A 13,914-nucleotide genomic window follows, 5' to 3' on the forward strand; every position below is an offset into this window, starting at 1 on the left:
CACTCATTTGTAAATGGCTTCAGGGTCTTTGAGAACAGGATCGACAGTCACCCATTCACCTTCGTCCACATTGCCTTCAAACTTTTGGAAGAAACAAGAATGGCGTCCGGTATGACAAGCAATGCCCTCAACTTGTTCAATTTTCAGAAGAATCACATCTTCGTCGCAATCTAGACGGATCTCTTTCACTTTTTGCACGTGACCGGATTCTTCACCTTTATGCCACAACTTCTTACGCGAGCGACTCCAGTACACCGCCTCGCCGGTTTCTACCGTACGACTCAAGGCTTCACGATTCATCCAAGCGAACATGACCACATCATTGCTGCCAACTTCTTGGGCAATGACAGGAACCAAGCCGACTTCATCCCACTTCACTTTATTTAACCAACGAAAACTCATGCTAACCTCATTGGTATATGTTGTGCTGCCATAAACTGTTTTGCTTCCTGCACTGTGTGCTGTCCAAAATGAAAAATACTTGCTGCTAATACTGCATCGGCACCGCCGAGTTTGATGCCATCAGCGAGATCTTGCAAACCACCTACGCCACCCGAAGCGATTACCGGAATATCAATCGCATCCGACACTGCGCGGGTTAAGGCCAGATCAAAACCCGAACGGGTACCGTCTTTATCCATGCTGGTGAGGAGAATTTCACCTGCACCTAATTCCGCCATTTTGCGTGCCCATTCGACCGCATCGAGACCTGTCGCATTGCGGCCACCGTGGGTATAGACCTCCCACTTGCCTGGCGCAACGGCTTTGGCATCAATCGCCACCACGATACATTGCGAACCGTATTTATGCGCTGCATCTGCGACCAATTGCGGATTCGTGACGGCAGAAGTATTCATACCAACTTTATCTGCGCCTGCATTCAACAAGCGACGCACATCGGCCACAGTGCGCACACCACCACCAACGGTTAAGGGAATAAACACTTGTGAAGCGACCGCCTCTATCACAGGCAAAATCAAATCTCTGTCATCGGAAGATGCGGTGATATCCAAGAAAGTAATTTCATCCGCACCTTGCAAATCATAACGACGCGCAACCTCCACCGGATCACCGGCATCGCGCAACTCTAAGAAATTAACCCCTTTGACTACCCGCCCGGCATTCACATCCAGACAAGGAATAATCCGTTTTGCTAATGTCATTCTTCGTCTTCTTCATAGATGAGATCACCGCTGAGTTCGTCAGCACGCTCTTGTGCGCTGAATAAATCTAAAGTGCCTTCGTAAATAGAACGGCCGCAAATCACGCCTTCTACGCCTTCATCTTGCACGGCGCATAAAGCTTCGACATCGGCTAATACATGCACGCCGCCTGAAGCGATCACAGGTACCGTCACGGCCCGCGCCAATTTCACTGTCGCGTCAATGTTCACACCACCCATCATGCCATCGCGACCGATGTCAGTGTAAATAATCGCTTCTACGCCATAACCTTCAAATTTTTGTGCCAGATCGATCACATCATGACCGGACATTTTGCTCCAACCATCTGTGGCGACTTTGCCATCTTTGGCATCGATACCCACAATGATTTGCCCTGGAAAAGCACTGCAAGCATCTGCCAAAAAACCCGGACTTTTGACCGCAGCTGTACCGATAATGATGTAAGAAATACCGGCATTCAAATAGCGCTCGATCGTATCAAGATCACGAATACCGCCACCCAGTTGCACGGGCACTTCTTCGGTATCGGTTTCTTCCGCATACTCGCGCACGGTTTTGATAATCGCTTTAATCGCCGCTTCATTTTTTGGCTTGCCAGCGAAGGCGCCGTTCAGATCCACCAGATGCAAGCGACGCGCGCCTTGTTCTAGCCAGTGGCGCGCCATATCGGCGGGTTCTTCAGAGAATACAGTGGCTTGATCCATATCGCCTTGTTTAAGACGTACGCAGTGACCATCTTTCAGGTCGATAGCAGGAATGAGCAGCATGATGAATTTATAGGGTAATTAAAAATAAAAAATTGAGGTAAAACAACAGACAGTAAAACAGACAATAAGTTTGACAGTACGTTCAATAATAGGGCTTACGAAAAATTGCGCTAGCTAGACGCGTCGCCGAAGACAGTACAATTGTACGGCGAGGCGACAGCAACGACGCTAGCGTCTGTTTTGCGTAAGTCATAAATAATTCAAAGTCTAAGGATTCCAGTGTACGAAGTTTTTATACAATTGCAATCCAGCAGCAGCGCTTTTTTCTGGATGAAATTGCGTTGCAAAAATATTCTCACGCGCTACAGCTGAGGTAAATACCTGACCATATTCAGTGGTACCGACCACATCTTGCGCCTGTTCTGGCTGAACATAGTAGCTATGCACAAAATAAAAATAACTGTCGTCAGGAATACCATTCCAGAGCGGATGGGCTTTACTTTGATGCACACGATTCCAGCCCATTTGTGGCACTTTATAACGGGAACCATCTTCTTGCAATTGTCCGTTTAGGTCAAAACGCACGACCTTGCCCGGCAGCAAACCTAAACAAGGCGTATTACCTTCGGCGCTGACATCAAATAACATCTGTTCACCGACGCAGACACCAAATAAAGGTTTTTCACGGGCCGCTTGCAAAATCGCTTCGTGCAAACCAGATTCCAACAAACAACGCATGCAATCGGGCATGGCGCCCTGGCCTGGTAAAACAAGTCGATCCGCGGATCGGATATCGGCAATGTCACCTGAGATGACAATCTGCGCTTCAGGCGCTACAGCACGAAAAGCCTGTGCGACCGAGCGCACGTTGCCCATGCCGTAATCGACAACAACTATCTTATTCATAACAGTGAGAGAGTAGACATAGTGAAGTGTTGTAGGCGCTACAGCGACTTAATTATCGCTATAGCACTTACGCTCTTTTATAGACTACCTTTAGTGGATGGAATGGTGCCCAAGGCGCGCTGATCTAATTCAGCTGCCATACGCAAGGCACGGCCAAAGGCTTTAAAAATGGTTTCACATTGATGATGCGCATTCTCGCCGCGCAAATTATCAATATGCAGAGAGACTAAAGCATGATTGACGAAACCCTGAAAAAATTCATGGGTCAAATCGACATCAAATGAACCTATCATGGAACGTTTGAAATCAACATGGTATTCCAGGCCAGGGCGGCCGGAGAAATCAATCACTACACGTGACAAAGCTTCATCGAGTGGCACATAGGCATGACCATAACGGCGTATGCCTTTTTTGTCGCCGATCGCAATCGCGAATGCCTGACCTAAAGTAATGCCGACATCTTCCACCGTGTGATGCGCATCGATATGTAAATCACCGTCGGCTTCAATATCCAAATCAATCAAACCATGACGGGCAATTTGATCCAGCATGTGATCTAAAAATGGCACACCGGTTTTCAATGATTGTTTGCCAGTGCCGTCGAGATTGATGGCGACACGAATTTTGGTTTCGTTAGTGTTACGTGTAACTTGCGCTGTACGTTGCATGATGAATTTAGCTAATCGTGGTTAGCTAGTTAGCGATAATGTTGAATGAAATTCGAAAGAAAAAATTTAATAAAAAATTTACTTTAAAGCCTGTGCAAAAGCATTTAAAAATACGGCATTTTCTTCTGGCGTGCTAACAGTAATGCGTAGGCAGTTCTGCAAAAGATCATGCATTTTACCCACATTTTTCACCAAAATTTTTTGTTCCAGTAATTTTGTGAACACTTCATTGCCATAAGTCTCACTTTTCGCTGAATTTGACACGCGTATTAGCAAAAAATTCGCAGAAGAAGGGAAAACTTCCACTCCTGGCAAGGCCGCAAGTTGACTAGACAACTCACTGCGCTGAACACGTAATTGCGCGGCTTGCGCTTCGAAAACTTCAGCGTGTTCAAGCAGGCAAATAATCGCCGCTTCGGTTAACACATTGATGTTATATGGTGGTCGGACTTTATCGAATTCTTCCAACAATTCTGCCGATGCAGACATATAACCTAAACGAATTCCGGCCAAACCTAATTTCGACACCGTACGCATCACAATCAGATTGGCGAATTCTGGCAAGCGTGACATAAAGCTCGTTTGCGCAAATGGCTGATAGGCCTCGTCAATAATCACCAAGCCTGTGTCACCAACAGCACGGATAATCTCTTCCATATCCGCCGCGTCAAATAAAGTACCAGTAGGATTATTCGGATACGCCAAATAAGTGACAGCAGGTTTGTGTTCTGCAATCGCCGTCAACATCGCTGCTTTATCCAAAGTGAAATCGGTCTTGAGCGGCACACCGATAAACTCCATACCCGCAAATTTTGCTGACATGGCGTACATCACAAAACCTGGCAAAGGCGCCAGCACTTTTGCACCCGGTTTGGCGCAGGCGATGCTGATCATTCCAATCAATTCGTCTGATCCATTGCCCAACACCAGATCGTAGCCCTCAGGTACGCCAAAATGCGTGCTGAGCGCTGTTTTGATGCCTGCGTAACTTGGCACAGGATAACGATTCAGATCTGTTTCCGATAAACGCTTGGCCAGCGCTTGTTGCAGTTCTGGCGTTAGCGTATAGGGATTTTCCATGGCATCGAGTTTCAGAAAACCCGTTGCATCCGGCACGTGATATGCCGACAAGGCGCGCACGTCGGCGCGGATAATATTTTCTACTAAAGACATGAGGCTTTTGCTCGTTTTAAAAATCAATGAATAATTCTTGAATAATTTTGGGATATTCGTTCAAACCGGAATCAAGTTTCAAGTGCGACGACACTCTTCTTACGAACAGTAGTTTTCACACCTTCGGCTTTCGCCTTAGTAAGCACAGGTGTAGTTTTACTGGTGCGCTTATCCACTTTACTAACTTTACTTGCTTTCTTCAGCACAGGTTTAGCCCGCACTGGTTCGGTCGGTTGATTATTCAGAACTTGTAACTCTGCCTCTGCCGATTGAAGACGCGCCTCGATAATGGCGCAGTATTCTGGATTTAATTCAAAGCCAACAAATTGCCGGCCGCAACGTCGTGCTGCAATCGCAGTTGTACCACTACCCAAAAACGGGTCAAGTACCACACCGTTTTCAGGGCAGGATGCGAGCACCATACGTTGAATAATTTCTAAAGGTTTTTGCGTAGGATGTTCAACACGCTCTGCATCTTCTTTATGCAGACGCGAAACACTCCATAAGTCTTTCGGGTTGTAACCTAGTTCTAACCATTTAGCACCGACAAAGATAGAACGTGAACGTGCTTTCTTGGTCGCGGCATCGTAAGGAATACGTACCGCATCCAAATCGAAATAATAGTTTTTCGATTTCACGAATAAACCTATCGTGTCATGGACAGACGAGAAGCTGCGGGTACTGCCGCCCATGGATGGCACACGTCTATCCCAGATGATTTCATTAATCATGGTCATGCGCTGCTTGAGCATCACAAAGATTTCCGGCGAATAACGCCAAGTCAAGAAAATGTACAGCGATCCAGTCGGCTTGAGTTTTGGCAGCGCCGCATCTATCCAACGCTCAGTCCATGCCAAATAATCTGCAGCTTCTTGTTTATCAGAATCATTGCCGTAATCCTTACCCAAGCCATAGGGCGGATCAGTCAAAATCAAATCGATACTGCCATCGGGTATGCGTTGCAAACCGGTGATGGCATCTTCGTTAAACACTCGATTAAATAGGCACTCAGAATCACTCAAAATAATCGACTCCTAGCCTACTCAATTTTAATTCAACACCCCTCAACGCCGAGGCGCAGAGGCGCAGAGGAAAAGCGGAGAAAAAACTCTGCGTCACTCTGCGTCTCCGCGTCTCGGCGTTGAGGGGTTTTATGCTTTTCATGGGCTTATGTTTGAGTTTTAAAACGCAATTCAGCACTACGTGCATGCGCTGGCAAACCTTCGCCATACGCAAGTTCCGCTGCGATCTTGCCTAATGTCTGCGCGCCTTGTTCACTGACTTGTATCATCGATGAACGCTTTTGAAAATCATACACACCCAAAGGTGAGGAAAAACGTGCAGTACGTGAAGTCGGCAATACGTGATTTGGTCCTGCGCAATAATCACCTAAAGATTCAGAAGAAAAACGCCCGAGAAACATCGCACCCGCGTGACGGATTTGATCCGCCCACTGCTGAGGATTTTCTGCAGAAATTTCTAAATGTTCTGCCGCAATATCATTCGCAATATCACAGGCTTCTTGCATATCACGCACCTTGATCAAGGCACCGCGATCTTTGAGTGAGGTACGAATAATTTCCGCCCGTGGCATCGTTGTAATCAGCTTATCGATGCTTGCGTGGACGGCATCGATGTAGGCTGCATCAGGACACAATAATATCGACTGTGCGAGTTCATCATGTTCGGCTTGCGAAAACAAATCCATCGCAACCCAATCAGGGTCTGTCGTGCCGTCACATAAGACTAAAATTTCGGATGGGCCGGCGATCATATCGATACCAACAGTGCCGAACACCCGGCGCTTGGCATTGGCAACATAAGCGTTGCCAGGGCCAACAATTTTATCGACTTGTGGAATGTAGTCAGTGCCGTAAGCCAAAGCTGCAACGGCTTGCGCTCCGCCGATAGTAAATACGCGATCAACACCAGCGATGGCGGCAGCGGCTAAGACTAAGGGATTACGCACACCATCTGGCGTCGGTACTACCATAATGATTTCACGCACGCCAGCGACTTTAGCGGGAATCGCATTCATCAATACGGAAGAAGGATAAGCGGCCTTACCGCCCGGCACATAAATACCAACGCGATCTAAAGGCGTGACTTTTTGTCCAAGTACAGTTCCATCCGCTTCGGTATAAGAAAAACCAGTAGAACCGCATTCACGCTTTTGTACTTCGTGGTACGCACGCACACGTTGTGCCGCAGCTTCTAAAGCGCTGCGACGTTCACTAGAAATACTAGCGAGCGCGGCATGTAAATCGGCTTGTGGAATTTCCAGCGCTTGCATAGCGCTGACGGACGCTAAGCGATCAAAGCGCTGCGTGTATTCCAGCACCGCCGCATCACCACGCGTTTTCACCGCCTGCAAAATTTGTACAACACTTTGATCAATCGCCGCGTCTTCACTCGCTTCAAACGCTAACAATTGGCGTAAGGTTTGTGCGAACCCTGCTTGCGTAGAATCTAAACGGGTCAGTGCCGTAGCGAACGACATGGTGGAAGCCATTACTTGCCCTCCGACGCACGTTCAAATGCTTGGAGGATAGGTTGCAAACGTTCACGTTTGAGTTTTAAGGCCGCTTGATTCACTACCAGGCGTGAAGAAATTTCCATAATTTCTTCTACCTCGACCAAATGATTGGCGCGCAAAGTATTGCCAGTGCTGACCAGATCAACGATCACATCTGACAAGCCAACCAAGGGAGCTAATTCCATAGAACCGTACAGTTTAATCAAATCGATATGTACGCCTTTACTGGCGAAGTGCTGACGTGCTGTTTCTGTGTATTTAGTCGCTACCCGCAAACGTGCGCCCTGACGCACTGCAGTTGCATAATCAAATCCAACCGACACCGCTACCGACATACGGCATTTTGCGATACCCAAATCGATAGGTTGATACAAACCTGCGCCGCCATGTTCAAACAGCACATCTTTACCCGCTACGCCAAAATCCGCGGCGCCATATTGCACATAGGTTGGCACGTCAGAAGCGCGCACAATGATCACGCGCACATCAGGATCATTTGTCGCCAAAATCAACTTACGTGATTTTTCAGGATCTTCCGTGACGTGAATACCGGCCGCTTCCAACAGCGGTAAGGTTTCTTCAAAAATGCGTCCTTTGGACAAAGCCAAAGTCAGTTGCTGAGAACTCATATCGATTTACTTTTCTATTTAGCTTGCTCCAAGAAACCTCTAAAAATTCAATTATAGGGATGCAGTGCTAGACGCTTCCCGCAACAATACTCCGGTATTGTGAGGACAAGCAACGACGCAATGCGCCCTAGAATTGAATTTGTAGCGGTTTCTTTATTTAACGCGTTGAATTTGCGCACCTACCGCAGATAGTTTGACTTCCATGCGGTCATAGCCACGATCCAAGTGGTAAATGCGGTCAATCAAGGTTTCACCGTGCGCCGCCAAACCAGCAATCACCAAAGACGCGGAAGCACGTAAGTCAGTTGCCATCACTGGCGCACCGACCAATTTTTCTACACCATTTACGATGGCAGTGTGTCCGTCGATCTCAATATGCGCACCGAGGCGATTCATCTCTTGCACGTGCATGAAACGATTTTCGAAAATCGTTTCGGTCACGCGCGCAGTGCCATTCGCGAGGCAAGCTAAAGCCATGAATTGCGCTTGCATATCGGTTGGAAAACCTGGATATTCGGTAGTACGGAAACCAACTGCTTTTGGACGTCCGCTCATCTGCGCGCGTATCCAATCAGGACCGGTCGTAATAATCACGCCAGCTTCGCGCAATTTATCCAAAGCTACATCCAGAATATCACTGCGCGTACTTTTAACAGTCAGGTCACCACCCGTCGCTGCTACTGCGCACAAGAAAGTCGCCGTTTCAATACGATCTGCGATCACGGTGTGCGTCGCGCCGTGTAAGGCTTCCACACCTTGAATCACTAGGCGGTCGGTACCGATGCCGGTGATTTTTGCACCCATCGCCACCAACAAGTTCGCCAAGTCCGTGACTTCAGGTTCGCGCGCCGCATTTTCCAATACGGTTTCACCATCCGCCAAGGTCGCTGCCATCAACAGATTTTCTGTACCTGTCACCGTGATCATATCGGTCACGATACGGGCACCGCGCAGACGCTTCGCTTTGGCGTGAATATAGCCCGCTTCAATATTGATTTCAGCACCCATCGCTTGCAAGCCTTTGATGTGCTGATCGACAGGACGTGATCCAATTGCGCAACCGCCAGGCAAGGAAACTTTTGCTTCACCAAATCGTGCCAGCAAAGGGCCAAGCACCAAGATCGATGCACGCATGGTTTTCACCATATCGTAAGGGGCTTCCAACTTATCAATCGCCGCGCCATTTAAAGTGACGACACCGTTTTCTTCGGTCACTTGCAAACCCATTTGCTTGAGCAATTTCAACATTGTTGCGACGTCTTGCAAGTGCGGCACATTGTGCAAGACAACATCGCCAGCGCTTAACAAACCTGCACACAAAATCGGTAAAGCAGCGTTCTTTGCGCCAGAAATTATGACGTCGCCATTTAGGCGATTGTCGCCTGTGATCAGTAACTTATCCATGCTTATTGAAATTCTTCCGGAGTTAAAGTTTTCATCGACAAAGCATGAATTTCTTCACGCATGCGGTCGCCCAAAGCGGCGTATACGAGTTGATGACGTTGAATCAAACGCTTGCCTATGAAAGCTGGCGAGACGATCACGGCGGTGAAATGCTGCCCATCGCCTTCGACTTCCAGATGTGTACATTCCAAGCCGGAAGCGATGTAGTTTTTAATTTGTTCTGGTGTAGGAAACACGATAATTCTTTCTAAAATATTTTCTAAATTAATTCTTAAGGATTGAATGCCACCTTTAGCGCTACAGGTCAGTGACGTAACTTATAACCTGTGCGCAGCATTTGCATTGCAACGGCAGTCAGTGCAAATAAGAAGATAGTAACAATCACCAAACTGCGCACAGGATCAACATCCGATTGTCCGGTGAATCCATAACGGAAACCATCGATCATATAGAAGAAGGGATTGAAATGCGAAATCGTTTGCCAGATTGGCGGCAGTGAATTAATCGAATAAAACACGCCTGACAAAAAGGTCGCGGGCACAATCACGAAATTTTGAAAGCCTGCGAGCTGATCAAACTTCTCTGCCCAGATACCAACGATCAAACCCATAGTGCCAAGTACAAAGGCGCTCATCAAAGCGAACAAGGCTATCCACAAAGGCGCACTAAAACTCAAATGCGCAAACCAGGCCGTCACCACAAACACGCCTAAACCGACTGCTAAACCACGTACTACGGCCGCTAACACATAGGCAAAAAACATTTCCCAATGCGAGAGCGGTGGCAACATAATGAACACCAGATTGCCGGTAATTTTGGATTGAATCAAAGACGAAGAGGCATTCGCAAATGCGTTCTGCAAGACGCTCATCATCACCAGACCGGGAATCAAAAACGCCATGTAAGTGACGCCATGTACTTTGACATGACCTTCCAAAGCCTGACCAAAAATCAGCAGATACATCATCGCCGTCATGATAGGCGCGGTAATCGTCTGCGTCGCGACTTTCCAGAAGCGTAAAACCTCTTTATACAATAAGGTGCGAAAACCTATCATTGCGGATTTCCTCCACCCATAATTTGTAAGAACACATCTTCCAAATCGGCTTGTTGTAAGTGCAGGTCTTCAATCACACAACCCGCTTGACGTAAATTCGCCAGTATTGGCTCAACTTCAGCATAATTCGTAATCCGCAATGCAAAGCTATTCGCTTCAGCTTGTGTATCTGCGGGAATAATCAGATTATGCAATGAAGATGGTAAGGGGGCTGACAATGAGCTTTGCGCCAATTGCACTTTCATTTGTGAACCAGAAATACGTTTAATCAGGGCAGGCATGGTATCAAGTGCGACAACTTTGCCTGCCTTTAACATTGCAACCCGATTACACAAGGCCTGTGCTTCTTCCAAATAATGCGTGGTTAAAACAATGGTATGTCCTTCACGATTTAGGCGTGCAATAAACTTCCAGAGAGTCTGACGTAATTCAACATCGACACCCGCCGTCGGCTCATCCAAAATGATGACTGGCGGTTTATGCACCAAGGCCTGTGCAACTAAAACCCGGCGTTTCATACCACCCGACAAAGCGCGCATATTGGCGTCAGCTTTATTCGTCAGATCGAGATTTTCCATGATCTCGTCGATCCAGGCATCATTATTCTTGATGCCAAAATAACCGGATTGCAAACGTAAAGTCTCGCGCACCGTAAAGAAAGGATCAAACACTAGTTCTTGTGGCACTACGCCCAGCTTGCTACGCGCAGCACGATAATCGCGCACTACATCATGGCTTTGCACTAAAACTTGTCCAGAGTCGGCACGATTTAAACCCGCAATAATTGAGATAAGCGTGGTCTTACCGGCACCATTCGGTCCAAGTAAGCCAAAAAACTCGCCCTCTTCAATGGAAAGCGATACACCACCTAAAGCCTGTAGCGGTTTGCCGGCAGACTGATAGGATTTCTGTACGTTACTAATTTGTATGGCGGCCATGTGGCATTCGCGCTTATGCGCATTGATTGTGAACTAAGAATTTATTAAGACTAAATTCGTAAATGTAAATTCGTCAAAATAAATTCGTTAAAAATAATCTAGGCTTTTGTCTGATTTTTCGACGAACACGTAGGTCAAAAAAACAAAACAAGATCGCGGCAATTGCCGTGAAAACCTAGGATTATAGGGGATTTTGCCTGATTACGGGTTGCGCTTTATTGCGCCGCTTGTATAGACAAATTGATACAGATTCGCTGAGGATCAATGTCGCTCAGGTGTGTTGGCGGGGATCAGATGAAAAAATTCTGTCAAACCGTAAAGAGAAATTAAGCTTAACAAGCTAGCAGGAACACCAATAAACTGCACACGTCGATTAAGCGCCTGTGCCTGACGTTGCCAAGCCAGCATAACCGCCACTGCCGACGAATCAACCGTCTGCAGTGGTGACATATCAAACTGATCCGTACCAGCATGAATGGCTTGCAGTCCCACCTCCGAAACGATTACGGCATTGTGCAAATTTAATTCTTGATCTGACAAGATCATGCTGGACTCCAGATTAGCTAGGGCTTATTGAATGATATTGAACAATTATTTCTTTGCAGAAGCAGATGCTAACTTCTTATTCTTTTCAACCAGTGTTTTAATTAAACCATCAACACCAGTCTTGCTGATTTCAGCCGCAAAGCTACCTTTGTAAGTTTCCACCAACCATGCACCAAGTACGTTGATGTCAAAAATCTTCCAACCAGCAGAAGTTTTCTCAAGGCGGTAGCTTAATTGCAAAGGCTCACCACGGGTTTGAATTACCAAACTTTTCACTTCGACTTCTGTATCATCAGCTGCGCCACGGAAAGGCTTAAATTCTACGCGCTGATCACGAATCTGCGTGATCGCACCTGAATAGGTATGGATCAACAAAGTACGAAATTCTGTGATCAATTGCTTCTGCTGCTCTGGAGTCGCTGTACGCCAGCTTTTGCTCACCGCCAACGAAGTCATACGCTCAAAGTTGATGTAGGGCAGGACTTTGTTTTCCACCAAATCATTGATACGTTGACGATTACCAGCTTGAATATCTTTATCGTTTTTTGCCGCATCGATGATTTCTGTGCTCAGACGCTTAACCAAAACATCCGGTGCTTCTTGTGTTTGTGCGCCAGCCAACAAGCTAAAACCTAAACACAAACTAACCAAAATTTGACCAATTTTTTTCATAATTTTCTCTCTCTTGTATCTCTCATTTGTGACGCTTTATGCCTACTTGGAAATAAATATTTCTAATGAGCCGTTAACTATAGTTGAAAACTAATTTTAGCAACAAATCAATACATCATATTTCTACGTTAACCTTGCCACACACCATTTGGTTGACCCAACGCAAAATTCAATAGCTCACTCTAGGTCAATAACAAACATTAACAATCCATTTCAAACTATTCCTGCTCTTCTTTCTTACCCGCACTAATCTGACTTTCACGTCGCTGCAAATAAGCTCCACGGATGAACACGTATTTATCCAACGCGGCCTCCTCGATCAAATTTGCCGCATCCAGAGCTGACGCACGCTTATCAATCACCTTCAATACCGTTGTAGAATTTTTCACCGCCACAGATCCTTGTGAATACAATAAATCCCCCTTGAAATCGACCGGCGTCGCAATCGTGTCTCGTAAGGTAGACGCCCCAAGTATCGGCAACACAACATAAGGCCCTGCGGGTACTCCCCACACGCCTAAAGTCTGTCCAAAGTCAGCTCGATGCTTGGGCATGCCGCCAGCGCTTGCAACATCAATTAAACCACCCAAACCCATCGTCGTATTGATGCCAAAGCGCAAAATATCATTCACACCATCACCAAAGTTTCCTTGCAATACATTATTCACTGCGGTCCAGGCATCGCCAATATTACTGAAAAAATTACTGACACCGGTTTGCACAAAACTAGGAGTCACAGCCTGATACGCCTGTGCCGTAGGCTTCAACACTGAGGCATCCAAGGTTTCATTAAAGCTAAACATGGAACGATTAAAACCCTCTAAAGGATCGTCAGGATTATTACCTATGCCTGTGGTTTCGCTGACTTTTTCCAAAGTGGCCAAGGCCTTGGTTTTGACTTTGGTGACCGTTGAACAAGCAGTCATACTCATGCCCAGCGCGCACAAAATCAAGAGGCGCAGCCCTAGCGTTCTCCATGCCATGATGTTAAATAAGCGCGTACTCATTTTTTCTCTTCCTTACCATCAGCCGCTTTACTAAACAGAAATTGGCTGATCAAATTTTCTAATACGACGGCAGATTGCGTCATCGTGATCTTGTCGCCCGCGGCTAAGTTTTTCACGTCACCACCAGCTTCTAGGCCAATGTATTGTTCACCCAACAAACCTGCTGTCAAAATTTTGGCAGAACTATCCTTAGGGAAGCTATAACGCTTTTCCAATTTCAACACGACTGTTGCCTGAAAACTCTTGTCATCAAATTGAATAGCACTGACACGACCAACCACCACACCCGCGCTCTTCACCGCCGCGTTCGGCTTGAGGCCACCGATATTGTCAAACTTAGTCGTCACGTCATAGGTCTGCTCAAACGATAAGCTACTCATATTGCCTGCCTTCAAGGCCAGAAACAATAAAGAAACCGCCCCTAGCAAGACGAACACGCCAACCCAAAAGTCGATAGATTTTTTTTGCATAGTTTTACCTCTTACTG

At 46.6% G+C, this 13,914-nt stretch carries 17 protein-coding genes; all 17 read right to left on the reverse strand.

Annotated features, from left to right (window positions below; genetic code table 11):
* Positions 1-3: 3 nt before the first annotated feature.
* Positions 4-402, reverse strand: a complete 399-nt coding sequence (gene hisI, locus H8K55_RS03385; protein WP_186940603.1) for a phosphoribosyl-AMP cyclohydrolase — start codon at positions 400-402, stop codon at positions 4-6.
* On the reverse strand, positions 399-1,163 hold the full coding sequence (gene hisF, locus H8K55_RS03390) for an imidazole glycerol phosphate synthase subunit HisF (protein WP_186921823.1): 765 nt from the start codon (positions 1,161-1,163) through the stop codon (positions 399-401). The genes hisI and hisF overlap by 4 nt, the downstream gene beginning before the upstream one ends.
* Complete coding sequence (gene hisA, locus H8K55_RS03395; RefSeq protein WP_186940604.1) at positions 1,160-1,951, reverse strand: 1-(5-phosphoribosyl)-5-[(5-phosphoribosylamino)methylideneamino]imidazole-4-carboxamide isomerase; 792 nt, start codon at positions 1,949-1,951, stop codon at positions 1,160-1,162. The genes hisF and hisA overlap by 4 nt, the downstream gene beginning before the upstream one ends.
* 207 nt (positions 1,952-2,158) lie before the next feature.
* A complete protein-coding gene (hisH, locus tag H8K55_RS03400; RefSeq protein ID WP_186940605.1) occupies positions 2,159-2,797 on the reverse strand; it encodes an imidazole glycerol phosphate synthase subunit HisH in 639 nt (212 codons plus the stop codon).
* 77 nt (positions 2,798-2,874) lie between these two features.
* Positions 2,875-3,465 (reverse strand): imidazoleglycerol-phosphate dehydratase HisB, encoded by a 591-nt coding sequence (gene hisB, locus H8K55_RS03405; RefSeq protein WP_186891067.1) that lies wholly within the window; start codon positions 3,463-3,465, stop codon positions 2,875-2,877.
* Positions 3,466-3,543: 78 nt separating this feature from the next.
* Positions 3,544-4,638 carry a histidinol-phosphate transaminase gene (gene hisC, locus H8K55_RS03410; protein ID WP_186940606.1) on the reverse strand — a complete coding sequence of 365 codons (1,095 nt, stop codon included), beginning with the start codon at positions 4,636-4,638 and terminating at the stop codon, positions 3,544-3,546.
* A gap of 71 nt (positions 4,639-4,709) precedes the next feature.
* Positions 4,710-5,660: a DNA-methyltransferase gene (locus tag H8K55_RS03415; protein ID WP_186940607.1), complete on the reverse strand. Its 951-nt coding sequence runs from the start codon at positions 5,658-5,660 to the stop codon at positions 4,710-4,712.
* 146 nt (positions 5,661-5,806) lie between these two features.
* A complete protein-coding gene (gene hisD / locus H8K55_RS03420) occupies positions 5,807-7,150 on the reverse strand; it encodes a histidinol dehydrogenase (RefSeq protein ID WP_230408466.1) in 1,344 nt (447 codons plus the stop codon).
* The gene (hisG, locus tag H8K55_RS03425) at positions 7,150-7,803 is read right to left on the reverse strand and encodes an ATP phosphoribosyltransferase (protein ID WP_186891071.1); all 654 of its coding nucleotides are present in this window, start codon (positions 7,801-7,803) and stop codon (positions 7,150-7,152) included. Before hisG ends, hisD begins: the two co-directional genes overlap by 1 nt.
* Positions 7,804-7,956: 153 nt before the next feature.
* Entirely contained in the window at positions 7,957-9,207 is a 1,251-nt protein-coding gene (gene murA / locus H8K55_RS03430; protein WP_186940608.1) for a UDP-N-acetylglucosamine 1-carboxyvinyltransferase, read from the reverse strand.
* Between the two features lie 2 nt (positions 9,208-9,209).
* A complete protein-coding gene (locus tag H8K55_RS21690) occupies positions 9,210-9,443 on the reverse strand; it encodes a BolA family protein (protein WP_186940609.1) in 234 nt (77 codons plus the stop codon).
* Between the two features lie 68 nt (positions 9,444-9,511).
* The gene (locus tag H8K55_RS03440) at positions 9,512-10,264 is read right to left on the reverse strand and encodes an ABC transporter permease (protein ID WP_186940610.1); all 753 of its coding nucleotides are present in this window, start codon (positions 10,262-10,264) and stop codon (positions 9,512-9,514) included.
* The gene (locus H8K55_RS03445) at positions 10,261-11,202 is read right to left on the reverse strand and encodes an ABC transporter ATP-binding protein (protein WP_186940611.1); all 942 of its coding nucleotides are present in this window, start codon (positions 11,200-11,202) and stop codon (positions 10,261-10,263) included. Before H8K55_RS03445 ends, H8K55_RS03440 begins: the two co-directional genes overlap by 4 nt.
* Positions 11,203-11,463: 261 nt before the next feature.
* A complete protein-coding gene (locus H8K55_RS03450) occupies positions 11,464-11,748 on the reverse strand; it encodes an STAS domain-containing protein (protein WP_186940612.1) in 285 nt (94 codons plus the stop codon).
* 45 nt (positions 11,749-11,793) lie between these two features.
* Entirely contained in the window at positions 11,794-12,420 is a 627-nt protein-coding gene (locus H8K55_RS03455) for an MlaC/ttg2D family ABC transporter substrate-binding protein (RefSeq protein ID WP_186940613.1), read from the reverse strand.
* 218 nt (positions 12,421-12,638) lie between these two features.
* On the reverse strand, positions 12,639-13,427 hold the full coding sequence (locus H8K55_RS03460) for an MlaA family lipoprotein (RefSeq protein ID WP_230408467.1): 789 nt from the start codon (positions 13,425-13,427) through the stop codon (positions 12,639-12,641).
* On the reverse strand, positions 13,424-13,897 hold the full coding sequence (gene mlaD / locus H8K55_RS03465) for an outer membrane lipid asymmetry maintenance protein MlaD (protein WP_186940614.1): 474 nt from the start codon (positions 13,895-13,897) through the stop codon (positions 13,424-13,426). The genes H8K55_RS03460 and mlaD overlap by 4 nt, the downstream gene beginning before the upstream one ends.
* Between the last annotated feature and the right edge of the window lie 17 nt (positions 13,898-13,914).

Source organism: Affinundibacterium flavidum, assembly GCF_014284175.1.
GTDB lineage: Bacteria > Pseudomonadota > Gammaproteobacteria > Burkholderiales > Burkholderiaceae_D > Undibacterium > Undibacterium flavidum.

Excerpts from the sequence above, each read along its gene's own strand:
- murA (WP_186940608.1), bottom strand. The coding sequence starts at position 9,207 with ATGGATAAGTTACTGATCACAGGCGACAATCGCCTAAATGGCGACGTC.
- hisI (WP_186940603.1), bottom strand. The coding sequence starts at position 402 with ATGAGTTTTCGTTGGTTAAATAAAGTGAAGTGGGATGAAGTCGGCTTG.
- hisG (WP_186891071.1), bottom strand. The coding sequence starts at position 7,803 with ATGAGTTCTCAGCAACTGACTTTGGCTTTGTCCAAAGGACGCATTTTT.
- H8K55_RS03450 (WP_186940612.1), bottom strand. The coding sequence starts at position 11,748 with ATGATCTTGTCAGATCAAGAATTAAATTTGCACAATGCCGTAATCGTT.
- hisB (WP_186891067.1), bottom strand. The coding sequence starts at position 3,465 with ATGCAACGTACAGCGCAAGTTACACGTAACACTAACGAAACCAAAATT.
- H8K55_RS03445 (WP_186940611.1), bottom strand. The coding sequence starts at position 11,202 with ATGGCCGCCATACAAATTAGTAACGTACAGAAATCCTATCAGTCTGCC.
- H8K55_RS03440 (WP_186940610.1), bottom strand. The coding sequence starts at position 10,264 with ATGATAGGTTTTCGCACCTTATTGTATAAAGAGGTTTTACGCTTCTGG.
- H8K55_RS03460 (WP_230408467.1), bottom strand. The coding sequence starts at position 13,427 with ATGAGTACGCGCTTATTTAACATCATGGCATGGAGAACGCTAGGGCTG.
- hisA (WP_186940604.1), bottom strand. The coding sequence starts at position 1,951 with ATGCTGCTCATTCCTGCTATCGACCTGAAAGATGGTCACTGCGTACGT.
- hisD (WP_230408466.1), bottom strand. The coding sequence starts at position 7,150 with ATGGCTTCCACCATGTCGTTCGCTACGGCACTGACCCGTTTAGATTCT.
- hisH (WP_186940605.1), bottom strand. The coding sequence starts at position 2,797 with ATGAATAAGATAGTTGTTGTCGATTACGGCATGGGCAACGTGCGCTCG.
- H8K55_RS03455 (WP_186940613.1), bottom strand. The coding sequence starts at position 12,420 with ATGAAAAAAATTGGTCAAATTTTGGTTAGTTTGTGTTTAGGTTTTAGC.
- hisF (WP_186921823.1), bottom strand. The coding sequence starts at position 1,163 with ATGACATTAGCAAAACGGATTATTCCTTGTCTGGATGTGAATGCCGGG.
- hisC (WP_186940606.1), bottom strand. The coding sequence starts at position 4,638 with ATGTCTTTAGTAGAAAATATTATCCGCGCCGACGTGCGCGCCTTGTCG.
- mlaD (WP_186940614.1), bottom strand. The coding sequence starts at position 13,897 with ATGCAAAAAAAATCTATCGACTTTTGGGTTGGCGTGTTCGTCTTGCTA.